Consider the following 25,435-nt stretch of genomic DNA (forward strand, 5'->3'; position numbering starts at 1 on the left):
TTCGCAGCGGAAGGGAACCGGGTTTCCGTTAAGGTCCGCGTGAGTTGGCGGGGGCCCGCAGCGGCGGGCACACCCCTGCCCTACTGCGTTTCGGTGATCTCGGCGCTCTCGATGAACCAGCCCGGCTCGGCCCCTTCCACGCCATTGGCGGTGCGCAGCACGTAGCTGCCGGCGAAATGCTGCTGCGTACCGTCCTCCAGCTCTGCCTCGATGCGTACAGGCACGGTGGCGTAGATCGAACCGGCAGCCCCCTCCATCTCGGGCGCCGCGGTGAACACCTGTACGCTCTCGGTCTCGGCAAAGCCGGCGGCGAGATCGTCATAGCTCAGGCCGCTGGCCTCGCCGTCGCCCTGCCACATGCCATAGGCCTGCTGGTAGGACCCGTCGCTGAGGGCGGAATAATAATTCTCCAGCGTGGTGCGCGCCTCCCAGCCGTTCAGCGCGTCTTGCGCCATGAGCGGGCCGGCGAGATAGGCGACAGCCACCAGTGGGGCAGCGAGGATCGAGGGGCGAAGCATGGCGTTCTCCTGTCGTTCAGGAGGGGGCAACGCCGCCGGGCTGGCAGAGGTTCACCCCGCCCTGCTCACCATCTCGTTGATCCACAAGGGCGCGTAGGGCGAAGTGCAGCCCTTCGCCGTGGGATAATCGCGGTAGATGCCCAGCCGCTCGCCGATCTCCAACGCCCGGGCGCGGTGCGCCGGGGCGTTTATGCCGATGGCGGCGAGGGTGTTGTTCATCGTCCATTGCGGGGCGGGGTCTGCGCCCGGCATCTCCACCTCCAACCGGTCCAGCAGGGCGGCGAGGTCGAAGCCATCGGGCGCCTTGCTGACGCGCTCGGCGGTCAGGCTCCAATAGGCGCGGGCGAGCATGGCGTCGCCTGCCCTCTCCCAGCGCTGGCGCAGGGTCTGCTTCTCCTTGTGCTTCTTCAGCACGTAGGAATTGAACCAGTCGGAGACGGGAATGACGCGGTTCTCACCGATCATCCGCTCGACGTCATCGGCACTCAGCCCGGACGGCTTCAGCAGCAGGATGGCGGCCATCCGCGCCTCATAGGGGCCGCTCTGCCACAGGTGCAGGCCAAGATCGTGATCGCCCTTCGCCGCCTTCGCGACGGCCCTGATGTCGCCCATCTTGACGCCCAGCGCCTCCTCGCTGGCGCCATGGCGGATGTGCTGCGCGGCGATGGCCGGGTCGGCCTTGGCCTTCAGGGCAGCGATGACGTCGTCACGGGTCATGACCGGCTCTCCCTCAGGCGAACCATGCGCTTTAGGGGCCCAATCAGGCAAGGGCGGCCCTGGCGGGGCGACGGCTGAGAGGCGCGGGGGCCAGCCCCCGCACCCCCGGAGTATTTCGAAGAAAGCGAATGAGAAGAGGAGGTCGGAACGGGAAATGCAAAAGGGGCCGCCCGAGGCGACCCCTTCCAAATCCGATGTCCGGCAGCTTAGCGGCGAAGGCCGAGGCGCTGGATCAGATCCTGATAGCGGGCTTCGTCATGCTTCTTGACGTAGTCCAGCAGCTTGCGGCGCTGGGCCACCATCTTCAGCAGGCCGCGGCGGCCGTGGTTGTCCTTCTTGTGCGTCTTGAAATGCTCGGTGAGCGTCGCGATGCGCGAGGACAGGATGGCCACCTGCACTTCGGGAGAGCCGGTGTCGCCCTCCTTCGTGCCGAATTCCTTGATCAGACGGGTCTTCTCGTCGGGCGTAATCGACATCGGGGTCTCCTTGGAGTTGAGGTGATGGCGCAAGCCGGGATGTCGTCCAGCAGGGCCCTTGGAGGTGCCGCCCCCGGGGGTTTCCGAAGCGCGGATGCGGGCTGATAGGGGATTCGGGGGCCGATGGGAAGGGGCTAGCTCGCCACGAGCCGGATGGTGGAGAGGTCGAGCGCCGTCACCCCGTGCAGATGCGCGACGGCATGACCGTTGGCCAGAAGCGTGAGGCCGTCGTCCAGCGGCTCGGTGCTCAGCACTGGCAGCGCGCCGGAGCCATTGTAGCGCAGCACGATCTCGTCGCCGAGCTCGGGGTCGAAATCCTGCACCTCGGCCGGGCCATCGGCATTGGCGGCCATGCGGAAGCTGTCGGCCCCGCTGCCGCCGCTCATCACGTCGCCCGCTCCGCCTTCCAGCACGTCGTCGCCCGCGCCGCCGTTGAGGAAATCGGCCTCGGGCGTGCTCTCGCCCAACAGCCCGTCGAGCCAGTCGTCGCCATCGCCGCCCTGCAGGTTGTCGGCGCCGGCGCCGCCGGTGAGGCTGTCATCGCCGTAGGAGCCGGAGAGGCTGTCGCCCCCTGCCCCACCGCGCAGAACATCGGCGCCGTCGCCGCCGGTGAGCGTATCGGCCCCGGGACCGCCGAAGAGCCAGTCGTCGCCCACATGGCCGAAGAGCGTGTCGTCGCCCTCGCCGCCCGCGAGGCTGTCGTCACCCTTGCCGCCGTGCAGCTCATCGGCGCCGCCCTTGCCGGCGAGCGCATCGTCGCCGCCGCGACCGTCGATATAGCTGTTCCTGTCGCTGCCCGCGGCGGTGTCATCCTCGTCACCGCCGAAGAGCACCTCGTCGATGGGGGCGGGGCGGGGCTCGCCCTCCTCCACCGCTTCGCCGGGGAGCAGGCCGGGCGGCGCGAGTTCGGGCTCGTCCGGGTCGTCGTCATCCTCGCCGCCAGGGCTGCCCCCGGCCAGCTCGGGCTCGTCATCATCCCCGAAGCTCGGCAGCAGCAGGCCCGCCAGCGCCACGCCGAGAAAACCGAACAGCGCCAGCATGGCCGCTCCCTCGTTCCATCCACCGGCCGCGCTTAGCATGGCGGCGGCGGGCTTCGGCGAGAAACCGTGTGGGAAGGTTAAGCGGGGATGCCTTCCGCCGGGCACCAGGGCTGCGGCTTGGCGCTGTAGGGCAGGTAGAGCGGGTGGCGGGGCAGCCCGCCCTGCGTGAGCCCGAGCACGTGGAGCGCCCTCCCCCGAGCCGCAAGCCGCGCGGCCAGCGCGGCGCCGCGGCCGAGGTGGCCGCCATGGATGCCCCAGGCGCAGAGCACCATGCCCCCGCCGAGCCAGCCCAGCGCTGCCTCGATCACCGCGCCGTTCTGCGGACCCTCCGGTTCCTCCGCCGCCTTCAGCTCAGCCGGCCGCGTCGCGCGGAAGGCGAAGAGGTTGGCAATCGCCATACCGCCGCAACCCAGCGCCCGGCTGCGGCGCTCGCAGCGCTCGATGGTGGGGTCGTTGCGCCGCTCATCGGCGGTCGAGGGGTTGAGCATGATCCACATCAGCCGCGGCCCCTCGCCCCATTCGCGCGTCAGCAGGTAGCGATAGGCGCCGCAGGCGGAGTACAGCGCCTCCGAGCGGCGCCCCTCCGCCACATGCTGGCGCGAGACCAGGCCGGCGGGCCAGCTCATCCGGTGACGAACACCCGCGCGGGGTGGAACTCGCCGCCCATGTAGCGGCCGATGGCGACCGGGGCACCCTTGTGGCTCGCCCAGCATTCGCTGCCGAACTCGACGCCCGAGGCGATGACGCTGGCGGCATTGCCGTTGCGCAGCTTGGCGAGCGAGGCTTCGGGCACGGTGACCTGCGGCAGATCCTCCAGCGAGGCCTCCAGCGGCAGCAGCTGCCCGTCGCGCGCCTCGGCGCCTTCGAGCGCTTCGAGGGCCTCCAGCGTCACGGCCTCTTCGATGTCGAACGGGCCCGACCAAAGGCGGCGCAGCGCCTGCACATGGCCGAGGCACCCCAGCGCCTCGCCCAGATCGCGGGCGATGGAACGGACATAGCCGCCCTTGCCGCAGACCATCTCGAGCACGGCGGTGTCGTCGTCGGGGCGCTCGATCAGCTCCAGCCGCTCCACCCAGAGCGGGCGGGCCTGCAGCTCGACGGCCTCACCGTCGCGGGCAAGGTCATAGGCGCGCTCGCCATCCACCTTCACTGCGGAGAAGGCCGGCGGCACCTGATCGATCTGGCCGCGGAAAGGCGCGAGCGCCGCCTCGATCTGCTCATCGGTCGGGCGGGCATCGGAGGTTTCCAGCACCTCGCCCTCGGCATCGTCGGTCGCTGTCGAGGCGCCGAAGCGCACGGTGAAGCGGTAGCATTTCAGCGCGTCGGTCACGTAGGGGATCGTCTTGGTCGCCTCCCCCAGCGCTACGGCCAGCAAGCCGGTTGCGGCGGGGTCGAGCGTGCCGGCATGGCCCGCCTTCTGCGCCTGCATCAGCCAGCGGCATTTCGAGACGACATCGGTCGAGCCCATGCCGGCCGGCTTGTCGATGATCAGCCAGCCCGAAACCGGGCGGCCCTTGCGCTTGCGAGCCATGCTTTGCCTCTTGAAAACCAGCCGGTCGCTTAGCCGCCGGCCCCGCCCTGGTCAACCTCGGCACCGGCCTCTGGCGGCGGCACGATGGGGTCAAGCAGCAGGCCCACGATCGGCCCCATCTCGCGGCCGGAATCGGAGCGGCCGAAATCGGGCGCATGCAGGCGCGAGACATTGCCGTCGAAGAACAGCGCCTGCTGCATTCCAAGGAAATCCTTGAAGAAGCGCCCGAATTCCCAAAACGAGACCGGCTCGTCAGAGATCACGAACACCGCCTCTTCCCCATCGGGAGAGGTGCCAACGCCGTTGCGCACGTAGCGGGAATTGCTACTCTCCAGAAAGCGCGGATGCAGCTCGCCATCGATCACCAGCATCGGCCCCGATTGCGTGGCATAGCGGCAGACGGGCTCTTGCTCGACGAAGCGCAGCGTTTCGATCACGCGGGCCTTGTCACCGTTGAGGCAGAGGATGCCGTTGGGCAGCAGGCCGAAATTGCCGGCGCTGGCGCCCGTGAGCAGCCGCGCCATCGGCTCGCCATCCTCAACGTAATAGCCCACTGGCGCGCGGTCGGGATGGTACATGCCGGCGTTCATCGCGAAGGCGAGCCGCTTGCCCGGAAAGGCCGCCTGCACAGCGTCGAAATCACCGTAGGGCACCCCTTCGGCATTGTTGAGGAACAGCCGCAGGTCGCCCTCGGCGGGGTTCAGGCGGCACAGGCTGAAGCTGTGGTTATCGAAGCTCTCGCGGCGGCAATCCAGCGCATCGGCCGGCGTGGCAAGCAGCCCTGCGAGGCCCAGCCCAAGCGCGGCGAGCGCGCGCAGCGGGCTCATCCTTCGACGTCGCGTCGCACCCGCTCGTCATTCAGCAGGCGGCGGGTTTCGTCCATCTTGTCGAAGGTGCCATCGATCTCGAACTTGAGGTCAGGCGCGTATTTCAGGTCGACATGCTTGGCGACCTGATGGCGGATCTCGGATTTGTTGCGGCGCAGCGCGGCCAACACGCCCTCGGCATCCTCGCCGCCGAGCGGCAGGACAAAGGCGGTGGCCTGCTTGAGATCGGGGGTGCAGCGCACCTCACCCACGGTGATGGAGCTACGGCCCAGCACCTCGTCATGCACATCACGGCGCATGAGGATATCAGCAAGGGCGCGGCGCACGAGTTCACCCACACGCAACTGGCGCTGCGAGGGGCCGGATGTGTCGGAAGAATGCCTGCGGCTCATGTGCCTGATCTAGGGCATGGGTGCCCATTTGCCAATGGCCCGGGCGGGGGCACGGCACGTCACAAGCCGCGGCGGGCGCTAGCCCAGCGCCAACGCCATCACGCGGCCGTCGTCGCGGGCCAGCTGCACGGCCATGGGCCCGGCGCCCGGTACGGTGACCGAGGCATCGGCCCCGCCGAAGGCCGTCAGCGCAAAGCTTTGCGGGCGCCCGTTCAGCCCCTGGCCATACGCCTTTGCGGCGGCCTCCTTGGCGCACCAGCCAAAGAGCAGCCCGCCCTCGCCCAGAAGCGCGCGCTCGCCCTCGGCAAACGCCCCATTGGCCAACAGGCCGGCATCCACCCCGGCCTCGACCTCCATGTCGATACCGATGACGCGCCCCGCCGGGGCGGCGGCAGCGAGCGCGGCGCCGCCGGAATGGGCGAGCGTGATCTCCGGCGCAGAGGTGGTGACGCCCAGCGTAGCGAGCGGCTCGGGGTTCACGAAGGGCCGGCCGCCCTCTTCGGTGAGGATCTCGATATCGGCGGGCAGCAGGAGTACGCCCTCCACCGCCGCCAGATGCGCGCGCACCGCCTCCTTCAGCGCCACGCGGCCGGTCAGCCAGTCGCGCCGCCGCTTGGCGGGGCCGGTGAGGCTGCGGAAAGTCTCGCGCTCGGCTTCGGAGAGCACGGTGGTCGCCAGCACCCGCGTCCAGATGCCGCCGGCATCTTCGAGGAAGCCGGGCGGAAAGGCCGGCACCTGCCAGATGGTCACATCCGCCGGGGCGCCGGGGAAGAGGCCGGGCGCGGCGGCGCCGTAGAAGGCATCGCGCGGGCGGTAGCGCGCCTCGTAGAAGGCGTGGGGCACGTCGAAGAAGCGGTCACGCCAGCCACGCACCTGCAGGAGCATGGTGCCGTCCGGCGCGGTCACGTCGAAATCGCCCTGCATGAAGCGCGCGCCCTCGGGCCGCTCCTGCGGGCGATCCTCGGCATCGCGGAAGGCGAGGCGCCCGGCGAGGAGCGCCCCCGCCGTATCCTCGCGCCGCGCATCGGGTAGCTCGATCCGCGCGATGGCGGAGGGGAAGGAGGAGAAATCCGTCCCCAGCCCCATCGCCACCCAGAAGGCGGTGCCATGGCCGACCTGGTCGAGGAGCGCAGGGTTCAGCAGCAGCCCCTCGGGCGGCGTGCCATCACCGATGAAGCCGGCGAGCGGCGCATCTGCCAGCCGCGCGTCGATGCCGTGGCCATCCCACGCCTCGATGGAGGCGACGCATTGAAAGAGGGCCCCGTGGAACATGCCCGTCTGGTAGAGCATCGCGTCGTCCCAGGTGGAGGCGCGGCGCTCGGTGAGCGGCGGCAGGGCGGGCAGGGGGCCGGCACCGTCGCTGACGGCCTCCGCCTCAAAGAGCAGGGCCTCGCCGCGCCTCAGCTTGACGGCGACGCGGCTGTCGCCGGTGACCTCGGCCTCGATGGTCAGCGTCTCCGGCCCATGGTCGAAGGCCACCCAGTCGCGGGCGCGGACGTTTTCCAGCGCGTTGGGCACGGCGCCGGTGAGCAGTGTCGCGGCCTCGCAGACGATCTCCAGCGAGACGGCGAGGGGGAGGACGGGCAGCGCCTGCAGGGAGGGGTCGAGGTCGGAGACCTCGAAGGCGTAGAGCACATGGTCGGCGATGAAGGGGTCGTCCTTCGGGTAGAAGTCACTCTCCGCCACCAGCCGCGTTTCGGTCTGCTCCGTGATGCGGTGGAGGAGGGGGGGCTGCCACTCGCCGGTGTCTGACACGGGCGCGCCGCCGCCGAGCGCGGCCTCCATCACGTTGCCCGCGGTGTCGAGGAAGTGCTGCATCAGCGCGAAATGCCCGCCGAGCGAGTCCTGCGCGCCGGGCAGCGGCGTGCCGGCGGCGATGACCTCGGGCGCGGTCTCCGCCGCCGCCGGGGCAGGCTGTGCTTGCGGCGCGTCTGCGGTGACAGTCTGCGGGGTCGCGACTGGCGCGGCCTGCGCCCCGCCCAGCCCGAGGCTCGCCATCAGCTCTGCCGACAGGGCCGCCGCCTCGTCATCGGGGATGCGGGCGTAGGGCATGGCGTTGTTGATGAACATCGCCCGGTCCTTCGGCGGCTCGGCCTCCAGATCCACCGCTGGCAGCTCGCGCCCCTCGAACAGCGCCTGGGGCCGCATCTCGCGCCCGGCCACCCAGACCTGCCCGATGGTCTTGAGGAAATAGGCCAGCCCGCCCTGCCGCCGCGAATCGAGCGCGAGGCATTGGGCGCCCTTGCCCTTCAGCACGTCCTCGGCAAACCCGGTCAGGTTCGCCGAGGGGCCGATCTCGATGAAGAGCCGGGCGCCGTCGTCGTAGAGCCGCTGCACCGTCTCGGTGAAGCGCACGCGGCTCGCCCATTGCTCCGCCGCCTTGTCCTCGATCTCTGCCGGGGCCTCCGGCATCGGCCCGGCGCTGGCGCAGGAATAGATCGGCAGGCGGGCGGGCTTGAAGCCGATGGCGCGGTAGACCTCGCGCACCTTGGCGGCCACATCGCCGAAGAGCGGCGTGTGATAGGGCCGGTCGAAGGGCAGGAAGGCGGTGATGGCGCCCTCGGAGCGGAGCGTGGCGGCGACGCGGTCCATCAGGGCCTGGCTGCCGTAGAGCACGGCCTGATGCTCGCAATTGTCGAGCGCGAGGTGCAGCCCCTCCTCGGCCTCCACCAGCTCAAGGATGCGGGCGCGGGGCACGCCGCCCACGGTGAGGAGCGCGCCGCCCTCGATGCCGCCGGCCGCCTCGATCTCCTGGTAGAGCTTGTTGAGGTCGCGGATGCGGGTGCGGAACTCGGCGCGGTCGGCCTTGCTGCCCGTCTCGCCCATCACCCCGGCGGCGGCGAGGGCGGCATGCTCGCCGCTGGAATGGCCGAGCACGGCATCGGGCGTCAGCCCCAGCCGCTCCATCACCGCCATCAGCGCCTGCGCGGCGATGAAGACACTCTCCGACCCCAGCTCCAGCCCGAAGAGCCGCTCGACGAGATGCTCCTCCAGCTCGCGGGAGAGGGTCGTCGGCGGCGGGAAGACCGAGGCGCTGGGCGGCAGGGCGCGATCGGGGAAGAGACCGTCCCAGAAGTCGAACCATTCGCGCGCCTCGGGAAAGTGCATGAGCAGCTCGCCGAGCATCCCCTGATATTGTGCGCCCTCGCCGGTGAAGAGAAAGGCGAGCTTGCCCTCGCTCGGCGCGGCGGCGGCAAAGATGCCGGAGCGGATGCGGAAGCTCTCCTTGCCGCCATCCAGCCGGTCGGCGGCCTTGCCCAGCTTTTCCGCCGCGTCGTCGCGCGAGGTCGCCACCAGCGCCAGCCGGGCCGGGCCTCTGCCCGCGCCGCGCACCGCATGGGCGGCGATGGCGGCGAGCGGGGCGCGGGGGTGGGCCTCGATGCGTCTCGCCAGATGGCGGGCGGCCTCTGCCAGCGCGGTTGGTGTCTCGGCGGCGAGGCAGATCAGCTCCACCGGCCAGTGGCTTGGCGCCTTGGCCGGGCCGGCATGTTCCTGCAGCACGGCGTGGGAGTTGATGCCGCCGAAGCCGAAGGCATTGACCCCGGCGGTGCGCGGGCTGGCCGAGACCCAAGGCCGGGCGGCAGTGTTCACGTAGAGCGGGCTCTCGGGGAAAGGCAGCTCGCCGCGCACCTCTGTGCCCAGCGTCGGAGGCAGGATCTTGTGGTAGAGCGCGAGGGACGTCTTGATCAGCCCCGCCGCGCCCGCCGCCGGGATGCAATGGCCGATCATCGACTTCAGCGAGCCGATGGCGGTGACCGGCAGCCCCGTCTCCGCCCGCTCGCCGAAGATGCCGCGGAGCGCGTTGATCTCCGTCCGGTCGCCGAGGGGAATGCCGGTGCCATGCGCCTCGATCAGCCCGGGCGGGGGCTCATCCCCGCTGCCCGCATCCTCGCGCGCCCGGCGGATGGCGAGCATCTCGCCCTCCAGCCGGGGGGCCAGAAGGCCGCCGCCCCGCCCGTCGCTCGACTGGCCGAGCCCGCGGAGGACGGCGTAGATGCGCTCGCCCCGCGCCTCGGCATCCTCCAGCCGGCGCAGGGCGAGGACGCCGAGCCCCTCGCCCATCAGTGTGCCGTCGCCGCCTTCCATGAAGGGGCGCACATGGCCGGCCTGCGACAGCGCGCCGAGCTGGTGGAAAACCATGTAGACCTCGCCGGTGATCGAGGCATTCACCCCGCCGGCCAGCATAAGATCGCTCTTGCCGGCGCGCAGCTCCTCCATCCCCGCCTGCACGGCGAGGAGAGAGGCGGAGCAGGCGGCGTCGATCAGGTAGTTGGGGCCGCGGAAGTCCAGTCGGTTGGCGATGCGGCCCGTCATCACGTTGGGCACGAGGCCCGGGGCGATGTCGGAATTGAAGGGCGGCAGGCGCTTTTGCAGGGCGTCGCGCACCTTGTCGAGCACGGCGGGGTCGGCGCCGGGCAGAAGCTGGCCGAGGAGGGCGCGCGTCTGGTCCATCGCGACGCCATGCTGGATGGCATTGCCGCCGCCCCGTTGCAGGTAGTTGGAGTGGCCGAGCACGATGCCGGTGCGCTCATGGTCGTGGCCCGGCCCCGCGAGGCCGGCGTCGGCCAGTGCCGCGTGGGCGATGTCGAGCGCGAGGAAATGATCGGGGTCCGACCCGTCGACAGAGGCGGGCGTGACGCCGAATTGCAGCGGGTTTGCGCGGTAGGTTTCGCCGAGGAAGCCGCCGCGCGTGGTGGGCACGCGGTTGGAGCCGCGCGAGCCGAGGTAATCGTCGGGCCGCCATGCCGCGAGCGGCTCGCGCAGGAATTCCAGCTTGCCGAGGATGTTGGAGAACAGGCGCTGCGGGCTGTCGGCGCCCGGGTAGAGGCACGCCATGCCGACGATGGCGATATCGCCGCGGCCCTTGCTGCTCGCCATCTGCTACTCCGCCGCCCGGGTCTGCGCCCGGCGCTCGACATCGGGGAGGATCTCGCCGCCCCAGCCGGCAAAGCGCATCAGCCCGGAATCGGAGGTGGATTCGAAGGCTTCGATGAGGAGGACGGGGGCGCCGCTCTCGTCGGCAAAGACCATGTCAGCCAGCACCTGCGGCGCCTCGATGCCCGCGCGCAGGCGCCAGTGCAGGTAGCGCGGTGCGCCGCCGGGCAGCCGGGTGATCCGCCCGATGGCATTGGGCAGGGCGCCGCCGCCGCGCTGCTGCGCCGACCAGACCCACGCGGCCTGCCCGGCGACGTCGAGCAGGCCCGGGTCGAAGAACCAGCCATCGGTGGAGGGCGTGCGGCCGAAGTCGGTCTCGCGGCTCGGCGTGACCTCGGCGGTCAGGCCGGAGGCGTCGAGACCGGTCAGGCGTTTGACGAGCTGGAAGGACGGGCCGTGGAAGAGGATGTCCTCGTACATGCGGTGCGCGTCGAGGGCGGGGGCGGCGGCGTCGAAGCCCAGGAGCTCGTGGGCCAGCGCCAGCGCGGCCTCGTCGGGCTCGGGCGCGAGGCCGGGGGGCGTCATGTGGACGGAGGCGCGATAATGCGCGCGGGGGACAGCGCCGGAGGAGAGGATGTCGACCCGGGCCGAGAAGCTTGTCGCATCGCCATGCTCGGCGCCGGTGGCGGAGAGCGTGACCTCCTGCGGGGCGTCGCCTTCGAGCTTCACGCCGCTCAGAAGCCGCAGGTCGGAGAGGCTGGTGACGCGCCAGGCGGGCCAGGTCCTCGCGGTCATCTCGGCGGCGATCTCGGCGGCGCAGGCGAGCGGCACGACGGGCGTGCCGCCGATGCGGTGCTCGGCGAGCCACGGGTCGCGGGGGAGCGAGAGGGTGCGGGGCAGGCGCATGGAGCCCTTGGGCCCCGGCTCGGGCGTGCCCGCATCGAGAAGCGGGAAGGTCTCGTCACCGCTCCCTTGCGGGCGCGTCTCCGGCTCGCCGGCCTGCTCGCTCTCGTGCCGCTCCCAGGGGCCGGCGCCGAAGACGACCTCGGAGGCGCCGCCGTGGAGGACCTCGTCGAAGAAGGCCGCGGCGCCGCCCTCGGGCTGGACGAGCCAGACCTCCTGATCCTCGAACTTCTTGCGGACGGAGGGGGAGACCATGCCGGCGCCGAATCTCGTCGCCTCCCACGGCCCCCAGTTGGCCGCGAAGGCGTGGCAGCCGGCCCAGCGGGCCGAGAGCTGGCTGGCGAGGCGGTTCAGCACCTCGTTGGCGGCGGCGTAATCCGTCTGCCCGGCATTGCCGTAGCGCCCGGCGACGGAGGCGAAGAGGCCGAAGAAGGACGGAGGCGCATTATCGAGCGCGGCGGCGAGGGCGAGGGTGCCGAAGACCTTGGGGGAAAGGACGCGCAGCCAGCTTTCGGGCGTCTTGTCCTCGATGCGCTTGTCCTCGATCACCCCGGCGCCGTGGATCACCCCGTGGACGGGGCCGAGCCGGGCGGTGACATCCTGGGCGATGGCGGCGACGGCGGCGGCGTCGGCCATGTCGGCGGCGTGGTATTCGACCGAGGCCGCTTGCGCTTCAAGATCGGCGATATTCGCGCGGATCTCGCGGTCGCGGAGGATCGCGCCGATCTGCCGCTCGACATCCGCCATCGTCTTGCCCTCGGCCTTGGCGCTGCGGGCAAGATGAGGGCGAAGGGCGGCGGCATCGGCGAGGCCCTCCAGCTCGGGCGCCTCGGGGCCGGGCAGGGGCGAGCGGCCGATGAGCACCAGCCTGGCGCCGGCCTTCGCGAAGGGGCGCAGGATCTCCGCCGTGATGCCGCGCGCGCCACCGGTGGCGAGGATCACCGCGCCCTCGGGCAGCTCCTGCGGCGTGCCCGTCGGCGCGGCCTCGACGGAGCGGAAGACGTGGCGCGTGCCGCCCGGGTAGCCCGTCTCGATGCGGCCCGCCGGGGCGGCGAGTTCGGCGAAGAGGGCACCGGCGCGGGCCTCTGGCGGCTCGGCCGGGTCGAGGTCGACGGCCTTCACCTGCGCCTCCGGCCATTCCCGGCGGAGCGACTTGGCGAGGCCGGGGGTGCCGCCGGAGATATGCAGCTCCTCCTGCGGCGCAGAACCCCGCAGGAACGTGCCTCCGAGCTCGCTCGCCAGCAGCAGCCGGCCGGTCTTGAGGCTCTCCGCATGGGCGCGGGCCAGCCGATAGGACGCCCCCTCGCCCGCCTGCAGCGCCTTCGCCCAGGCTTCGACGCCATCCGCCAGCGAGACGGCGCCGCTCTCCGCCAGGAGGACGAGCCCGCTCCACGGGCCCTCCGCGCCTTCCGCCTCCTCGGCGGTGAGCGCGACAGCCTCGCTGCCGACGCCGGCTATGCGGGCGGCCAGCGCGGCACGCAGGGCGCCTTCAAGCCCTGCGATCAGATAGCGGCCCTGGGGCAGCGTGCCGGAGACCGCCAGCGCGGCGGGCTCCGCTTCGATGACAAACCGGGGCGGTCGGACCGAGGCGGGGGCGGGCTTGGCCGCCACCTCCTGCTGGCCCGCATTCTCCGCCCCGGCGTGATCAAAAGGGCCGGCGCCCTCCAGATGCTTGTCGAGCGTCGTGATGATGGCGCCAAGCGTCTTTTGCTCGTTCAGCTCCTCACCGATCGGCTGGGCCGCGGCGGCCTGCGCATCGGGCAGCGACTTGATGAGCGCGCCGACGATCTCCAGCCGCTTGATGCTGTCGATGCCGAGATCGCTCTCGATGCCCTGGTCGAGGCCGAGCATGTCCTGCGGGTAGCCGGTGCGGTCCTCGACGATGGAGAGGAGGAGCGCCTCGATGCCGGCCTTGTCGATGCCCTTTGCGGGGGCGGCGGCCGGGGCAGGCGCCGCCGCTGCCGGAGCGGGGGCCGCCGGCACCGGAGCCAGGGCCGGTGCAGCCGCGGCGGGCGCGGGGGCAGGCTGCGGTGCAGCGGCAGGCTGAGTCGCAGGCGCGGGCCGCGTCGCCGGTTGTGGCGAAACCAGCGACAGCGCCGGGCGGGCAATGGGGGCGCGCGGTGCTGCCGGGCGGGCCACGCCGGCCGAGGCACCGAGCGAGGCCAGCATCACCCGCTCCTGCGTTTCAAGGAACCGTGCCATCGTGGCCTGGAATTCGGCCATGATCAGCTCGGTCTGGCTGGCGTAGCCCTCATTGGGCCACGCCATGTCTTCGGGATTTCCGTCCATCGAAGCCCTGTCCTTTCGTGTCTGGGGCCGGCGCGCGGGCAGACGCGCGGCGGGAGCGGGATGGGAACGTGCAAGGGGCGCCCGGGCGGGGCCGGGCGCGGTGGCGCTCGTTTGGGGCCGAGCCGGCTGAGTGACGGTCGCCGGGGCAGCGCGGCGGGCCTGCGCGGCCTGCGCCTCTTCAAGCGTCAGCATCGGCCGCGCCGGATCGGTCGAGCGGCGGGCGCCGGAGCCGTTGAGCATCCAGTAATGCTTCGGGATCGACGCCGGCTCGGGCACCGGCCCCTTCAGCGGCTGCGCCTCGCAGGCACGCCCGGCAAAGAGCGGCGCGAGATCGAGCTTGGCACCCTCGGCCAGCAGCGCGCCAATCGCAGCGAGCACGCCCTTCAGGCCGCCCGCATCGTCGTCCACCGCGATGGCCCGGTGCGGCGCCTCGCCGAGGATCTGGCGGACGAGCCCCGCGTGGGTGCCCTTCGGCCCGAGATTCAGGAACACCCGCGCCCCGTCCTCGTGCATCCGTTCGATCATGGCGACGAACTCGACCGGCTTGGCGAGCTGCGTCGCCAGCATCTCCGCCAGCGGGCCGGTCTCCTCCGGGTAGGGCTTGGCGTTGGCATTGGCGTAGACGGGGAAGGTCGGCGCCCCCATCGGCAGCTCCTTCAGGAAGGCGCCGAACTCAGCGCTCGCCGGCGCCACGATCTCGCTGTGGAAGGCCGCACCCACCGGGATCAGCCGCGTGTCGATGCCGGCCGCTTTCGCGGCCTCCATCGCCGTCTCCAGCCCGGCGCGGGTGCCAGAGAGGATGCTCTGCTCGGGCGCGTTGTGGTTGGCGACCACCACGCCCTCGATGCCCTCGATGAGCTTTTCGATCTCCTCCCGGCGCCCACGCGCCGCGGCCATGGTGCCGAGATCGCCGCCCTTGCCGGCCTCGACCATCGCGCGGCCCCGCGCCTCCGACAGGCGCAGCAGCGACTCGCGGGAGAGGACGCCAGCGGCATGCAGCGCCACCGCCTCGCCGTAGGAATGGCCCGCCGCCATGTCGGGGGCGAGGCCGAGCCCGGTGAAGAGCGACAGGAGCCCCGCCTCGACGGCACCGAGCGCGGGCTGGGCGTTGTCGGTGGCCGTGAGCTCGGCGGCGACGGCTTTCGTCGCGGCGGAATCGTAGGCGCCGGCGGGGAGGATCAGGCGGCTGAGCGGGCGGCCGAGCACGTCGTCGGCCTCCTTGAGCGACGCGGCGAGCGGCGGGAAGAGCGCGGCGGCCTCGGCGAACATCTCGGGATATTGCGCCCCCTGCCCGGGGAAGATCAGCGCCAGCTTGCCATCCTTGGCGAGCAGCGGGTCTTCCGTGAAGCTCGCGCCCGGGGGCAGCGGCTTGGCGGCATCCGCCAGCGCCGCCGCGAAGCCCTCGAGCCTCTCGGCCAGATCGTCGCCGCGCGAGACCACGAGGCTGGCCGTCAGGCCGGACGAGGGCGCCCCCCCCGCCAGCGAAAACGCCAGATCGGCCAGCGAGATCTTCTGACCCGCCCTCAGCCGCGCCGCCACATCACCCACGGCCTTGGCCAGCCCTTCGCGGCTGCGGCCCCGCCAGAGCAGCAGATCATGGCTCCACCGGGCGCGCGGCGCCGGGGCGAGGGCCGGAATGGCGGCCTTGCCGTCGTATTCCTCCATCGCGATGTGGAAGTTCGTCCCCCCGAAGCCGAAGGCAGAGACGGAGGCGCGCCGGGGCGTGCCGTTCCTCGTGATCCACGGGCGGGCCTGATCGACGAGGTAGAGCGGGAAGCCCTCCGTCGTCAGCTGCTTGTTCGGCTCCCCGCGACGGCCATGCGGCGGCAGCACGCCGTGATGCAGCGCCATGGCCGCCTTGATGAGCCCGGCGATTCCCGCCGCCGCCTTCGTGTGCCCGATCTGCGTCTTGACCGAGCCGATGGCGGCGCCCTTGTCGCCCGCGCCCTCCTGCTCCAAGAGGCGCGAGACGGTCGTCATCTCCGCCGTGTCGCCGGCCACGGTGCCCGTTCCATGCGCCTCGAAGAGCCCCACCGTCGCCGCGCTATACCCCGCCATCTCGTAGGCCCGGTTCAGCGCCCGGATCTGCCCGTCAGGGTGCGGGGCGGTCATCGATTTGGCCTTGCCGTCCGACGAGCCGCCGATGCCCTTGATGACGGCGTAAATCCGGTCGCCATCGCGCTCGGCATCCTCCAGCCGCTTCATGGCAATCATCGCGAGGCCCTCGGAGATGACGATGCCATCCGCCCCGGCCTCGAAGCTGCTGCACCGCCCCCGCGGGCTGAGCGCCTGCGTCTTGGAGAAACAGAGGTAGCCGAACGGCCCCTGCACGGTATCGACGCCCCCAGCAAGCACCATGTCGGAGCGGCCGCTCTCAAGCTCCTGCACGCCCTGGTAGACGGCGGTGAGCGAGGAGGCGCAGGCAGCATCCACCGTGAAATTCACCCCGCCGAGGTCCAGCCGGTTGGCGGTACGCCCGGCGGCGACGTTGAGCAGCATCCCGGCGAAGCTGTCCTCCGTCCACTCCGGCAACCGCTCGGCCACCTCGCCCGGCAGCTCGCCATACCAGCGCGGCATCTCCGAGCGCACCGCGTACTGCACGCCCACGTCGCCCGCTCCGCCCGAGGCGCCGAGGATGACGGAGGTCTTGAGCCGCAGCTCGTCCGACGGGCCGTCCTCGCCGTCATACCCCGCGTCGGCCAGCACCCGGTTCGTCAGCTCCAGCGTCATCAGCTGGAGCGGGTCGAGCGCCTTCAGCGAATTGGGCGGGATGCCGTAGGACATCGGGTCGAAGGGCATGTCGTCGAGGAAGCCGCCCCAGCGGGAGTAGATCTTGTCCTTCGCCGCGCGATCCTCATCGAAGTAGAGCCGCCAGTCCCAGCGATGGGCGGGGATCTCGCCGACGGCATCGTGCTTGTCGAGGATGTTCTCCCAGTAGGTCTGCGCATCCTTCGCGCCGGGCAGATAGGTGGAGATGCCGACGATGGCGACATCGGCGGGCTTCGGCGCCGGCTTGCCCAGCACAGCAGCCGGTTCCTCCACGGGGCGGGCGAGGAACTCCGCCGCGCCCTGCCCGATCTCCTCATGCAGCTCGGCCATGGTGATGACCTTGTCGCGCAGCTGCGCGACCTGGCCGATCATGTACATGCCCTCTTTCTTCTGCCGCCCGGCGGGCACCTTCCTGATCTCGTCGCCCTGCCGCTCCACCGCCTTCGAGGCGATGCGCAGCGAGCCCAGGTTCAGCGATTCCAGCGCCTCGCGCATCTCTTCGGCGCCGGTGCCGTCCCGCTCCATCTGGCGCTTGGCGGCGGCGAAATCCTCGGCGAAGGGCGACATGGCGGCGCGGCTGGCATGGCCGGGGCCGGTCTCCAGCGTCACTGTCTCCTGGCAATCGAGCAGGATCTTCTGGAAGGCGGGCACGATGGCGCCGCCCTCGACGGCCTCCTTCGTGAAGAGATACGCCGTGCCCATCAGCACGCCGACCTTGATGCCCCGCTCCTGCAGGGGCGCCGCAAGGGCACTCACCATCGCCGCCGAGCCGGCGTCGTGGATGCCGCCGGCGAAGAGCACGCAGGTCTCCTCCGCCTGCGCGCGGTCGGTCACCTGCTCCAAGAGGGTGCGCACCATCTGGTCCCAGAGCACCATCGACGACATTGGCCCGACATGGCCGCCGCATTCGCGCCCCTCGAAGACGAAGCGCTTGGCGCCCTGTTCGAGGAACATCGTCAGCAGGCGGGGCGAGGGCACGTGGAGGTAGGAGGGGATGCCATCCTCCTCCATCGCCTTCGCCTGATCGGGGCGGCCCCCGGCGATCAGCGCGAAGCTCGGCCCGTGCTTGCGGGCGACCTCGACCTGCGCCTTGAGCAGGGCGGAGGGCGCGAAGCCGAGGAAGCCGACGCCCCAGGGCTTGCCGTGCAGCCGCTTCGCCGTCTCTTCCAGCAATCCGTCGGCCTGCTCAGGGCGCATCAGCGCGAGGGCGACCATCGGCAGCGCCCCGGCCTCGCCGACGCTCTCGGCGAAGGCCGCGGTGTCGGAGACGCGGGTCATCGGGCCCTGCACGATGGGCCAGCGGGTGCCGTGCGGGGCCGCGACGCCCATGCCCTCACCGAAGACGGGGGCGCCGGCGGCGCGGCTCACGGCTTTGGCGCTCTCGGCGAGAATCGCCTTGGCGAGCCGCCCGACGGAGCCGAAGCGGGCGGCAAGGTCCGGCGCGAAGGCGGCCGCCTGGCCCATGGGGGCGAGCTGGCCGGCGTCGATATCCCAGCCGAAGGCGCTGGCACCAAGGGCCGGCTGGTCGGCGGGTTCGGCGTGGGTGATCGCCTTGCGCAGGCTCGCGGCGGCGCTCTTGCCGGGCTTCTCGATGCCTCGCCAGCGGCGGCCATTCGCCCCCTCGATCAGCGAGGTCTCGGCGCCGGTGAGGCGGGCGAGGAGTGTGGTGAGCTTCGGCGCAAGCGCACTCTCGCGCAGGCTCAGCAGCTGGTCATCCAGCACGAAGCCCGCCGCCCCGCCGGCGCGCAGCGCCCCGGCGGAATACAGGCCGATGCCGCCGCGCACGAGCACCGTCTCGGCCCCCGCCGCAGCGGCCTGCTGCAGCAGGATGAACGAGGTGGATTCGCCCACGGCTCCGCCGGCCTCGTGGCCCTTGACGATGACACCCTCGGCCGCCAGCGGGCCGGCCAGGCGGTCATCCCAATCCGTCGCCTCCAGCAGCACCCGCACGCCGCCGGCGCGCAGGGCATTCAGCTCTTCCGGTGCCGCGAGCGCAGCCGCAGCCGGGACAATGACATGCGTCAGGCCGCGCCCGGCCCAGCTGCCAACCACGTCCAGCGCTTCGGCCATCGAGGCGAGCGCGATGCCGAAGCCGCCCGGCAGGGCGGATGAGAGCGCCTCCAGCCCTGCTTCCAGCGCGCCGGAAGGCAGCGGCAATTCCGCGTTGAAGATACCCAGATGCCCGGCCCGGCCGGCGGCAATGGCCAGCCCCGGGTCACCGGAGCCGGCAGGCGTAAAGGCAAGGATCGAAATAGTCTGGGTCATCGCAAAATAGCCTCATGCCGCGAAATACCGGCTCAGCTGTGCTTAAAGGATCGGCTCAGCTTTCCTTTTCGTCGTCGACGATTGTCGCGTCCTCGACTCCCTCGGCCTCGAGGCCGTCGAGCTGTTCCTGCAGCTTTGAAATACGTTCGCGCAGCTTGGCCCGCATCTCTTCGGGAGAGCCGCCACCGGCGCCCGCCCCAAGGCCGGCGCCGCCGCCCTGCTGACGCAGCTGCATCAGCTTGCGGAGCATCTCGCCCTTGCCACCAGCCGCACCCGCACCGCCCGTGGCACCACCGTTGTTCTTGCGGTTCTGCAAGGCCTGGCGCAGGCGCTCACGATCGGGGCCACCCGCGCCCGCACCGCCGCCCATGCCGCCGCCGCCATTGTTCTGCCGGTTCTGCAGCGCCTGGCGCAGACGGTCGCGGTTCGGCCCGCCGGCACCGCCCGCCGCGGCACCGCCGCCAAGGCCGGCACCGCCGCCCGCCTGGCGGTTCTGCATGAGCTTGCGCAGGCGCTCGCCGCGCTGGCCGTTGCCGCCGCCGCCCGCACCCGCCGCGGCGCCGTCATGGGGATTGTCGGTGAGAGGACGGCCGGGCTGGCTGCCCTGCTTGCCGCGCATCTCGCGCAGTTTCTTCAAGGCCTCTCGGCGCTTCTCGCTGTCGTCTTCCGCCATTTTATCGCTCCAATCAATTTCCCACCAAGGGCGGACATTCCCCACCACCCATTGATTACGCTTAAAAAATGCGCGTCTGCGCCGGTCGCGGCCCTTCGACGAAGGGCACCGCATTCACCAATTCATGCATCACCGGGCCATGGCCAAAATAGCCGCCCTCACCAAACAACTCACCATGGTCTCCCATGACCATGATCCACGTATCCGACGGCGCCTTGTCGATCAGGGCACCAAGCAGGTTGTCGAGATATTCCACGCAGTGGATCTGCTGCTGGTGCAGGCGCTTCATCACCTTGTCGTCGAAAAATTCGTCGACGCTCATCTCGGTGCTGATCTTGCCGCCGCCATCCTCGCCCCGCGCCAGCCCCTTGGCGACGCCATGCAAGCCGGAGATGTGCGGAAGCTCATCGTCCTTCAGCATGTAGGGGTAATGGGTCTCGCCGAGATTGCAGAACCAGAAGGTCGGCTGCTCGCGGCTGAAATTGATCTCTTCGACGATGCCCGCGAAATCGTTGTGATTTGGCATGAGCTTGTAGTCGTCGAAGGCGTTGTTGAGGATCGTGTAGGGGTTGAGCACCGGCATCGAGACGCGCGCCATGGTGCGGTAGCCGTATTGCTTGAGCATCCCCGGCAGCGACAGCTGCGGCAGGAATGTCTCGAACTTCAGATCGTCGATCCCCAGCCGCTCCGACCAGCGGGAGAAATCGTCCTTGTACACCTCCGAGGCATAGACGCGCTCGGGCGAGGTATGGGGGATCAGGCCCATCAGATAGGTGAAGTGCGACGGCGCCGTCCACGAGGCGTAGGAATAGCGGCGCTCGAGCTGGCCGATGCGCGAGAGGTTGGGCGCCTTCGCTGCAGCAGCTGAATCGAACCGGCAGGAATCGTAGGTGATGAAGATCAGATTGCGGGGCATGGTCTGTTCCCCCGTCAGACGCCGCGCCTGTCGCGCCGGCTTGCGCGCCATTCGCGCATCTTCTGTGGGTTCGCCCGAACCTTCTCTGTCATCAATTCGCGCTGCGCATCCAGCGCGTCGCTCAGACGCTTGGCATAGGCCGCGACATCGTCGGGCATCTCGGCTTCGGCCAGCTTGAGCAGGTCGGGTGCCTTCTCGCTCAGCTTTTCGGAATTGAGGATCACGGCGCGGTAACATTCTGCCGCTTCGAGCGGCTGCTCCATCGCCATGAAGATGTCACCCTGCGCACGCTGCACGAGGCTGGAGCGGCGGGCGACGCGGCCAAGGCCGTTGAGCAGCGCCATCGCATCCTTGTTGCGACCGGCCTGCGAGCGGGCGAGCGCCGCGCGGATGGCGGTGCGTACATTGCCCGGCTTCAGCCGGTAGGCCTCGTCATAGGCGCGGCTGGCCTTGGCGTGGTCACCGAGCCGCGCATAGGCGGCACCGAGCGATTGATGCACCGGTGCCTTGTTCGGCGACAAATGCGCGGCCTTGGTCAGCATGTCGCGGGCGGTTTCGGAATCGCCGGCGCGCAGGCGCATCTTGCCGATCTGGTAGTACGACAGCCAAAGGTCGGGCTTGAGGTCGATGATGCGGCGCAGCTGCGCCTCGCCCTCGTCATCCTTGCCGGCCCGGCCCAGCGCGATGGCCAGCATCAGGCGCAGGCCCACATCCTGCGGATTGCGGCGCACCGCCTCTTCCAGCAACTCGACGGCCTCGCCCTCACGCTCCTGCTTGACGAGCAGGCGCGCCATGCGGCGGTAGCCGGAGCCGAGCGACGGGTCTTGCTCGACCGCCTCGGCGTAATGCGACAGCGCCTCTTCGGTCTCGCCGAGATTCTCCATCGCCTCGGCGCGGAAGACCTGCGCCTGCGCCAGATCCGGCTTGATGGTCAGCGCTTCCTGGTAATGTTCGAGCGCGCGGTTGTGGTCGCCCTCGGCCGAAAACACCCGGCCGAGCCCCACATGCGCCATCGCCATGTCCGGGTTCGCTTCGAGCAAAGTGGAGAACACATCACGGGCCGACTCGGCATCGCCCTGGCGAAGGGCCTCGAACCCGGCTTTCACCTGGTCGCGCATCAGCGAAGCAACACCCTCGCGGCCACCACGGCCCTGACCTTCGAGCATTCAAATACTCCAATATTCTCTCGGTGGTTTGGCCCCACCAAAATATCGCCTGCTGTTGCGATCAAATAGCCGCTTGGAAATTACCGGCTGAGGCGGGCCCTAACGGCCCCGACCGCAGCAAATGCAGACCCGGCCAGATAACCGGCCAACCCCCTGTCTGTCCAGTCACGGTCCTGCAGACTTGCCCTATATGAGGTATCGTGCTCATCGCTTGGTCATACTAGGAGCCTCTGACTTCTCCGATAGTTAACCCGCGGCTGCCCGGCGCACCGAATCCCGCCACTCATGCTGCCCCGGCCTTGCGCCGCAGCGCCGCGCATGGGATTTTGCGGCAGCTCAAGAAGGCCCTCCATGTCCGATTTCGACGCGACAGACGTCAGCAAACTCGACCTGTCGAAGTTCCGGCCCGTAGGCCGGCAGCTTCGCTTCGCCACGTTGCGCACAATTCTTGCGCTGATGCTGCGCGAGATGAGCTCTACCTATGGCCGCTCGCCGGGCGGCTATCTGTGGCAGGTGCTCGAGCCGGCAGGCGGTGTGATGCTGCTGTCGCTCATCTTCTCGTTCGGCTTCCGCACACCGGCGCTCGGCACGAACTTCGCGATCTTCTACGCCAGCGGCCTTCTGCCCTTTCTGCTGACGATCAACGTCGCCGGCCGCGTACAGGGCGCGACCTCCTACTCAAGGCAGCTGCTCGGCTACCCGCGCGTGACGATTCTCGACGCGTTGCTGGCCCGATTTCTGCTCAACACGATGACGCAGGTGCTGACATCGATGCTGGTGTTCGTCTCTGTCCTGTCGATCTGGGAGACGGGCACCATCCTCAACCTGCCGGCCATCCTGCTCGGCTATGCGATGGCGATGGCCATGGCCTTCGGCCTAGGCACGATGAACGGCTACCTCTTCCTGCAACTGCCGCTGTGGAAGAGCGTCTGGTCGGTGATCAGCCGGCCGCTCGTGCTGCTGTCGGGCGTGATTTTCATGCACGAATCCCTGCCCGAGCCCTATCGGAGCTGGATCGAATGGAACCCGCTGCTGCATGTGGTGGCTGAGGTGCGCCATGGCTTTTACTACGGCTATGACGTTGAATGGGTTGATCCGGCCTATGTCTTCGGCATCGCCGGGGCGATGTGGCTGTTCGGCTTCGCGCTGCTGCGCCGCCATCACCGCGATCTGACCGAGAAGTAACCTGCGACCCCGCGCCCTGCTGCGCGCCGTTGCACAGAATTGTCTGACAATATACCCTCGCCCTGTCAAAATGAGGGCCGGACCATGAGCGACGATACCCGCAAACTGCGCTCACGCGCCTGGTTCGACAATCCGGCCAGCCCCGAGATCACCGCGCTCTATCTAGAGCGCTATCTCAACTACGGCCTCAGCCTGGAAGAGCTGCGCTCGGGCAAGCCGATCATCGGCATTGCGCAGACGGGCAGCGACCTGTCGCCCTGCAACCGACATCACCTCGAGCTGGCAAAGCGCGTTCGCGAGGGCATCCGCGAAGCCGGCGGCATCGCGATGGAATTTCCCGTCCACCCGATCCAGGAGACGGGCAAGCGCCCCACGGCGATGCTCGACCGGAACCTGGCCTATCTGGGGCTGGTCGAGAGCCTGTTCGGCTACCCGATCGACGGCGCCGTGCTGACCATCGGCTGCGACAAGACCACGCCGGCCCTGCTGATGGCCGCCGCAACGGTGAACATCCCCGCCATCGCCCTCTCCGTCGGGCCGATGCTGAACGGCTGGTTCAAGGGCGAACGCTCCGGCTCGGGCACGATCATCTGGGAGGGGCGCAAGTTGCTGGCCTCCGGCGAGATCGACGAGGAGGGCTTCATCGAGATGGTCGCCACCTCGGCCCCCTCCGTCGGCTATTGCAACACGATGGGCACCGCCTCGACCATGAACTCGCTGGCCGAGGCGCTGGGCATGCAGCTGCCCGGCTCGGCCGCGATCCCGGCCCCCTACCGCGAGCGGGGCGAGATGGCCTGGCGCACCGGCAAGCAGATCGTCGAGATGGTGCAGGCCGACCGGCGGCCAACGCAGATCATGACTCGCGAGGCCTTCGAGAACGCCATCGTCGTCAACTCCGCCATCGGCGGCTCGTCGAATGCACCGATCCATATGGTCGCCATGGCCCGCCATGCCGGGGTGGAACTGAGCAACCAGGACTTCCAGGACATCGGCCACCACATTCCGCTGCTGGTGAATGTGCAGCCGGCGGGCACATACCTCTCCGAAGATTTCTTCCATGCCGGCGGCGTGCCCGCGGTGATCGGCGAGCTGCTGGCGGCGGGGCTGATCCCGCATCCCGATGTGGTGATGGCGAACGGCAAGACGCTGGCCCAGAATTACGCCGGCCTCACCAGCCAGCTGCCCGATGTCATCCACCCCGTAGCCAAGCCGCTGGTGGCCGAGGCGGGCTTCCTGAACATGACGGGCAATCTCTTCGCCAGCGCCATCATGAAAACCTCTGTCATCTCGCCGGATTTCCGCGCCCGCTACCTGTCGGACCCGGATGACCCCGATGCCTTCGAAGGGCCGGTCTTCGTCTTCGACGGGCCCGACGATTACCATGCCCGCATCGACGACCCGGCCCTCGGCATCGATGCGACATCGATTCTCGTCATGCGCGGTGCCGGGCCGCTCGGCTATCCCGGCGGGGCTGAGGTGGTGAACATGCGGCCCCCCGCCTATCTCATCAAGGCCGGCATCCAGGCGCTGCCCTGCATCGGCGACGGGCGGCAATCGGGCACCTCGGGCTCTCCCTCGATCCTCAATGCCGCGCCGGAAGCGGCGGCAGGCGGCACCCTCGCCATCCTGAAGGACGGCGACCGGCTGCGCGTGGATCTCAACACCAAGACGGTGACGCTGATGCTGCCCGAGGACGAGATCGCCGCGCGCCGTGCCGCGCTGGACGAGGCGGGCGGCTACAAAAGCCCGGCCAGCCAGACGCCCTGGCAGGAGTATTTCCGCACCCATGTGCGCCAGTTCGACGACGGCATGGTGCTGGACAATGCCGGCGCCTACCGCGATGTCGGCAACAGCGCCGTTCCGCGCGACAACCACTAGCGCCAATCACCAGCGAGGATCACTCGCCATGGGCAACAGCCGCCCCGAACCGCTCTACCGCCGCGTCGCCGGCCGCATTGCGGCGCTGATCGAGGCCGGCGAATGGGCGCCCGGCGCCCGCATGCCGCCCGACCGCGAGTTGACAGAGCGGCTGGGCGTCAGCCGCGCCACCGTGCGCGAGGCGATGATCGCGCTCGAGGTGCAGGGCCTGATCGAAACCCGCTTCGGCCACGGCGCCCGCGTCGCCGCCGTTTTGCCAGAGGCGCCAGAGGCTCCGGCGGGCGGCGGGCCGGGGTTCTTCGAACTGATCGAGGCGCGCATGCAGGTCGAGGGCGCCATCGCCGGCCTCGCCGCCACCCGGCTGACGGGCGAGAGCCTGTCGCGCCTGCGCGCCCTGGCCGAGGGTGTGCTGCGCCCCGGCCTGAGCCTGGAAGAGATCGCCGGGCTCGACCGCGACTTCCATGTCACCCTCGCCGCCGCGACGGGCAATTCGGTGCTGACTGGCCTCGTCGAGGAATTCTGGCGCCAGCGTACCAGCTTCCCCGACTGGGCGCGCGCCCACAACTTCACTACCGACGCCGCGGTCGCCCGCTACATCCGCGAGGAGCATCTCGACATCACCGAGGCGCTGGCCGCCGGCGATGCCGAGGGCGCCCGCGCCCGGATGCAGCTGCATTGCCAGAACTTCGGCGCCTCGCTGCTGGAGAACTGGCATCTCTTCGAAGAGAGCGAAGAGCCGCCGCCGGAGATCGCCGCCCTGTTCTCTCGCGGCAACTGAGCCGCAGCGCCACGATTTTCGCGCGAAAATCGGCACGGAAACCGCGCGATTTCCGTGGCCCGGCCGCGCGCGGATTGACCCAGCGCCAGTATCGCGCCTAGGCTCACCCTCGCAGCCTAGGTGAGGTGCACCACGATGAGAGCCAGCGTCTAACACCGCCGTCGCCGGTTTCGGCAGGCTCCCCCGCCCCGGCGGGCTGTCTTGCTGCGCCGCTCTCCTCCGCTTTGCCCGCGAAAG

General features: G+C 70.0%; 16 protein-coding genes. 3 read left to right on the forward strand and 13 right to left on the reverse strand.

Going from position 1 to position 25,435, the window contains the following annotated elements:
- Nucleotides 1–80 precede the first annotated feature (80 nt).
- The 13 genes from ACXN5S_RS00625 to ACXN5S_RS00685 all read right to left on the reverse strand — a co-directional run bounded on the left by ACXN5S_RS00625 (nt 81) and on the right by ACXN5S_RS00685 (nt 21,357).
- Nucleotides 81–518: a hypothetical protein gene (locus tag ACXN5S_RS00625; RefSeq protein WP_458603453.1), complete on the reverse strand. Its 438-nt coding sequence runs from the start codon at nt 516–518 to the stop codon at nt 81–83.
- 51 nt (nt 519–569) lie between these two features.
- On the reverse strand, nt 570–1,235 hold the full coding sequence (locus ACXN5S_RS00630; RefSeq protein ID WP_458603454.1) for a DNA alkylation repair protein: 666 nt from the start codon (nt 1,233–1,235) through the stop codon (nt 570–572).
- Nucleotides 1,236–1,441: 206 nt separating this feature from the next.
- A complete protein-coding gene (rpsO, locus tag ACXN5S_RS00635) occupies nt 1,442–1,711 on the reverse strand; it encodes a 30S ribosomal protein S15 (protein WP_458603455.1) in 270 nt (89 codons plus the stop codon).
- Nucleotides 1,712–1,845: 134 nt separating this feature from the next.
- Nucleotides 1,846–2,751, reverse strand: coding sequence for a calcium-binding protein (locus ACXN5S_RS00640; protein ID WP_458603456.1), 906 nt, complete (start codon nt 2,749–2,751; stop codon nt 1,846–1,848).
- Between the two features lie 77 nt (nt 2,752–2,828).
- Nucleotides 2,829–3,377, reverse strand: coding sequence for a DUF1643 domain-containing protein (locus tag ACXN5S_RS00645; RefSeq protein WP_458603457.1), 549 nt, complete (start codon nt 3,375–3,377; stop codon nt 2,829–2,831).
- On the reverse strand, nt 3,374–4,282 hold the full coding sequence (gene truB, locus ACXN5S_RS00650; protein WP_458603458.1) for a tRNA pseudouridine(55) synthase TruB: 909 nt from the start codon (nt 4,280–4,282) through the stop codon (nt 3,374–3,376). The genes ACXN5S_RS00645 and truB overlap by 4 nt, the downstream gene beginning before the upstream one ends.
- A 29-nt stretch (nt 4,283–4,311) precedes the next feature.
- Entirely contained in the window at nt 4,312–5,109 is a 798-nt protein-coding gene (locus ACXN5S_RS00655) for a phosphodiester glycosidase family protein (RefSeq protein WP_458603459.1), read from the reverse strand.
- Entirely contained in the window at nt 5,106–5,501 is a 396-nt protein-coding gene (gene rbfA / locus ACXN5S_RS00660) for a 30S ribosome-binding factor RbfA (RefSeq protein WP_458603460.1), read from the reverse strand. Before rbfA ends, ACXN5S_RS00655 begins: the two co-directional genes overlap by 4 nt.
- A gap of 78 nt (nt 5,502–5,579) precedes the next feature.
- Nucleotides 5,580–10,379: a beta-ketoacyl synthase N-terminal-like domain-containing protein gene (locus ACXN5S_RS00665; protein WP_458603461.1), complete on the reverse strand. Its 4,800-nt coding sequence runs from the start codon at nt 10,377–10,379 to the stop codon at nt 5,580–5,582.
- Nucleotides 10,380–10,382: 3 nt separating this feature from the next.
- The gene (locus tag ACXN5S_RS00670; RefSeq protein WP_458603462.1) at nt 10,383–18,602 is read right to left on the reverse strand and encodes an SDR family NAD(P)-dependent oxidoreductase; all 8,220 of its coding nucleotides are present in this window, start codon (nt 18,600–18,602) and stop codon (nt 10,383–10,385) included.
- Between the two features lie 55 nt (nt 18,603–18,657).
- Nucleotides 18,658–19,275: a hypothetical protein gene (locus tag ACXN5S_RS00675; RefSeq protein ID WP_458603463.1), complete on the reverse strand. Its 618-nt coding sequence runs from the start codon at nt 19,273–19,275 to the stop codon at nt 18,658–18,660.
- A 61-nt stretch (nt 19,276–19,336) separates the two neighbouring features.
- Nucleotides 19,337–20,191 (reverse strand): sulfatase-like hydrolase/transferase, encoded by an 855-nt coding sequence (locus ACXN5S_RS00680; protein WP_458603464.1) that lies wholly within the window; start codon nt 20,189–20,191, stop codon nt 19,337–19,339.
- A gap of 14 nt (nt 20,192–20,205) precedes the next feature.
- Complete coding sequence (locus ACXN5S_RS00685; RefSeq protein WP_458603465.1) at nt 20,206–21,357, reverse strand: tetratricopeptide repeat protein; 1,152 nt, start codon at nt 21,355–21,357, stop codon at nt 20,206–20,208.
- Between the two features lie 351 nt (nt 21,358–21,708).
- Between ACXN5S_RS00685 and ACXN5S_RS00690 the strand changes: the two genes are divergently transcribed.
- From ACXN5S_RS00690 to ACXN5S_RS00700, 3 genes are all read left to right on the forward strand, one after another.
- Nucleotides 21,709–22,542 (forward strand): ABC transporter permease, encoded by an 834-nt coding sequence (locus ACXN5S_RS00690; protein ID WP_458603466.1) that lies wholly within the window; start codon nt 21,709–21,711, stop codon nt 22,540–22,542.
- Between the two features lie 84 nt (nt 22,543–22,626).
- On the forward strand, nt 22,627–24,420 hold the full coding sequence (locus ACXN5S_RS00695; protein ID WP_458603467.1) for an IlvD/Edd family dehydratase: 1,794 nt from the start codon (nt 22,627–22,629) through the stop codon (nt 24,418–24,420).
- A 28-nt stretch (nt 24,421–24,448) separates the two neighbouring features.
- Nucleotides 24,449–25,198 (forward strand): FadR/GntR family transcriptional regulator, encoded by a 750-nt coding sequence (locus ACXN5S_RS00700; RefSeq protein ID WP_458603468.1) that lies wholly within the window; start codon nt 24,449–24,451, stop codon nt 25,196–25,198.
- The last annotated feature ends 237 nt before the right edge of the window (nt 25,199–25,435 follow it).

The organism is Pseudoroseicyclus sp. H15 (genome assembly GCF_054353345.1).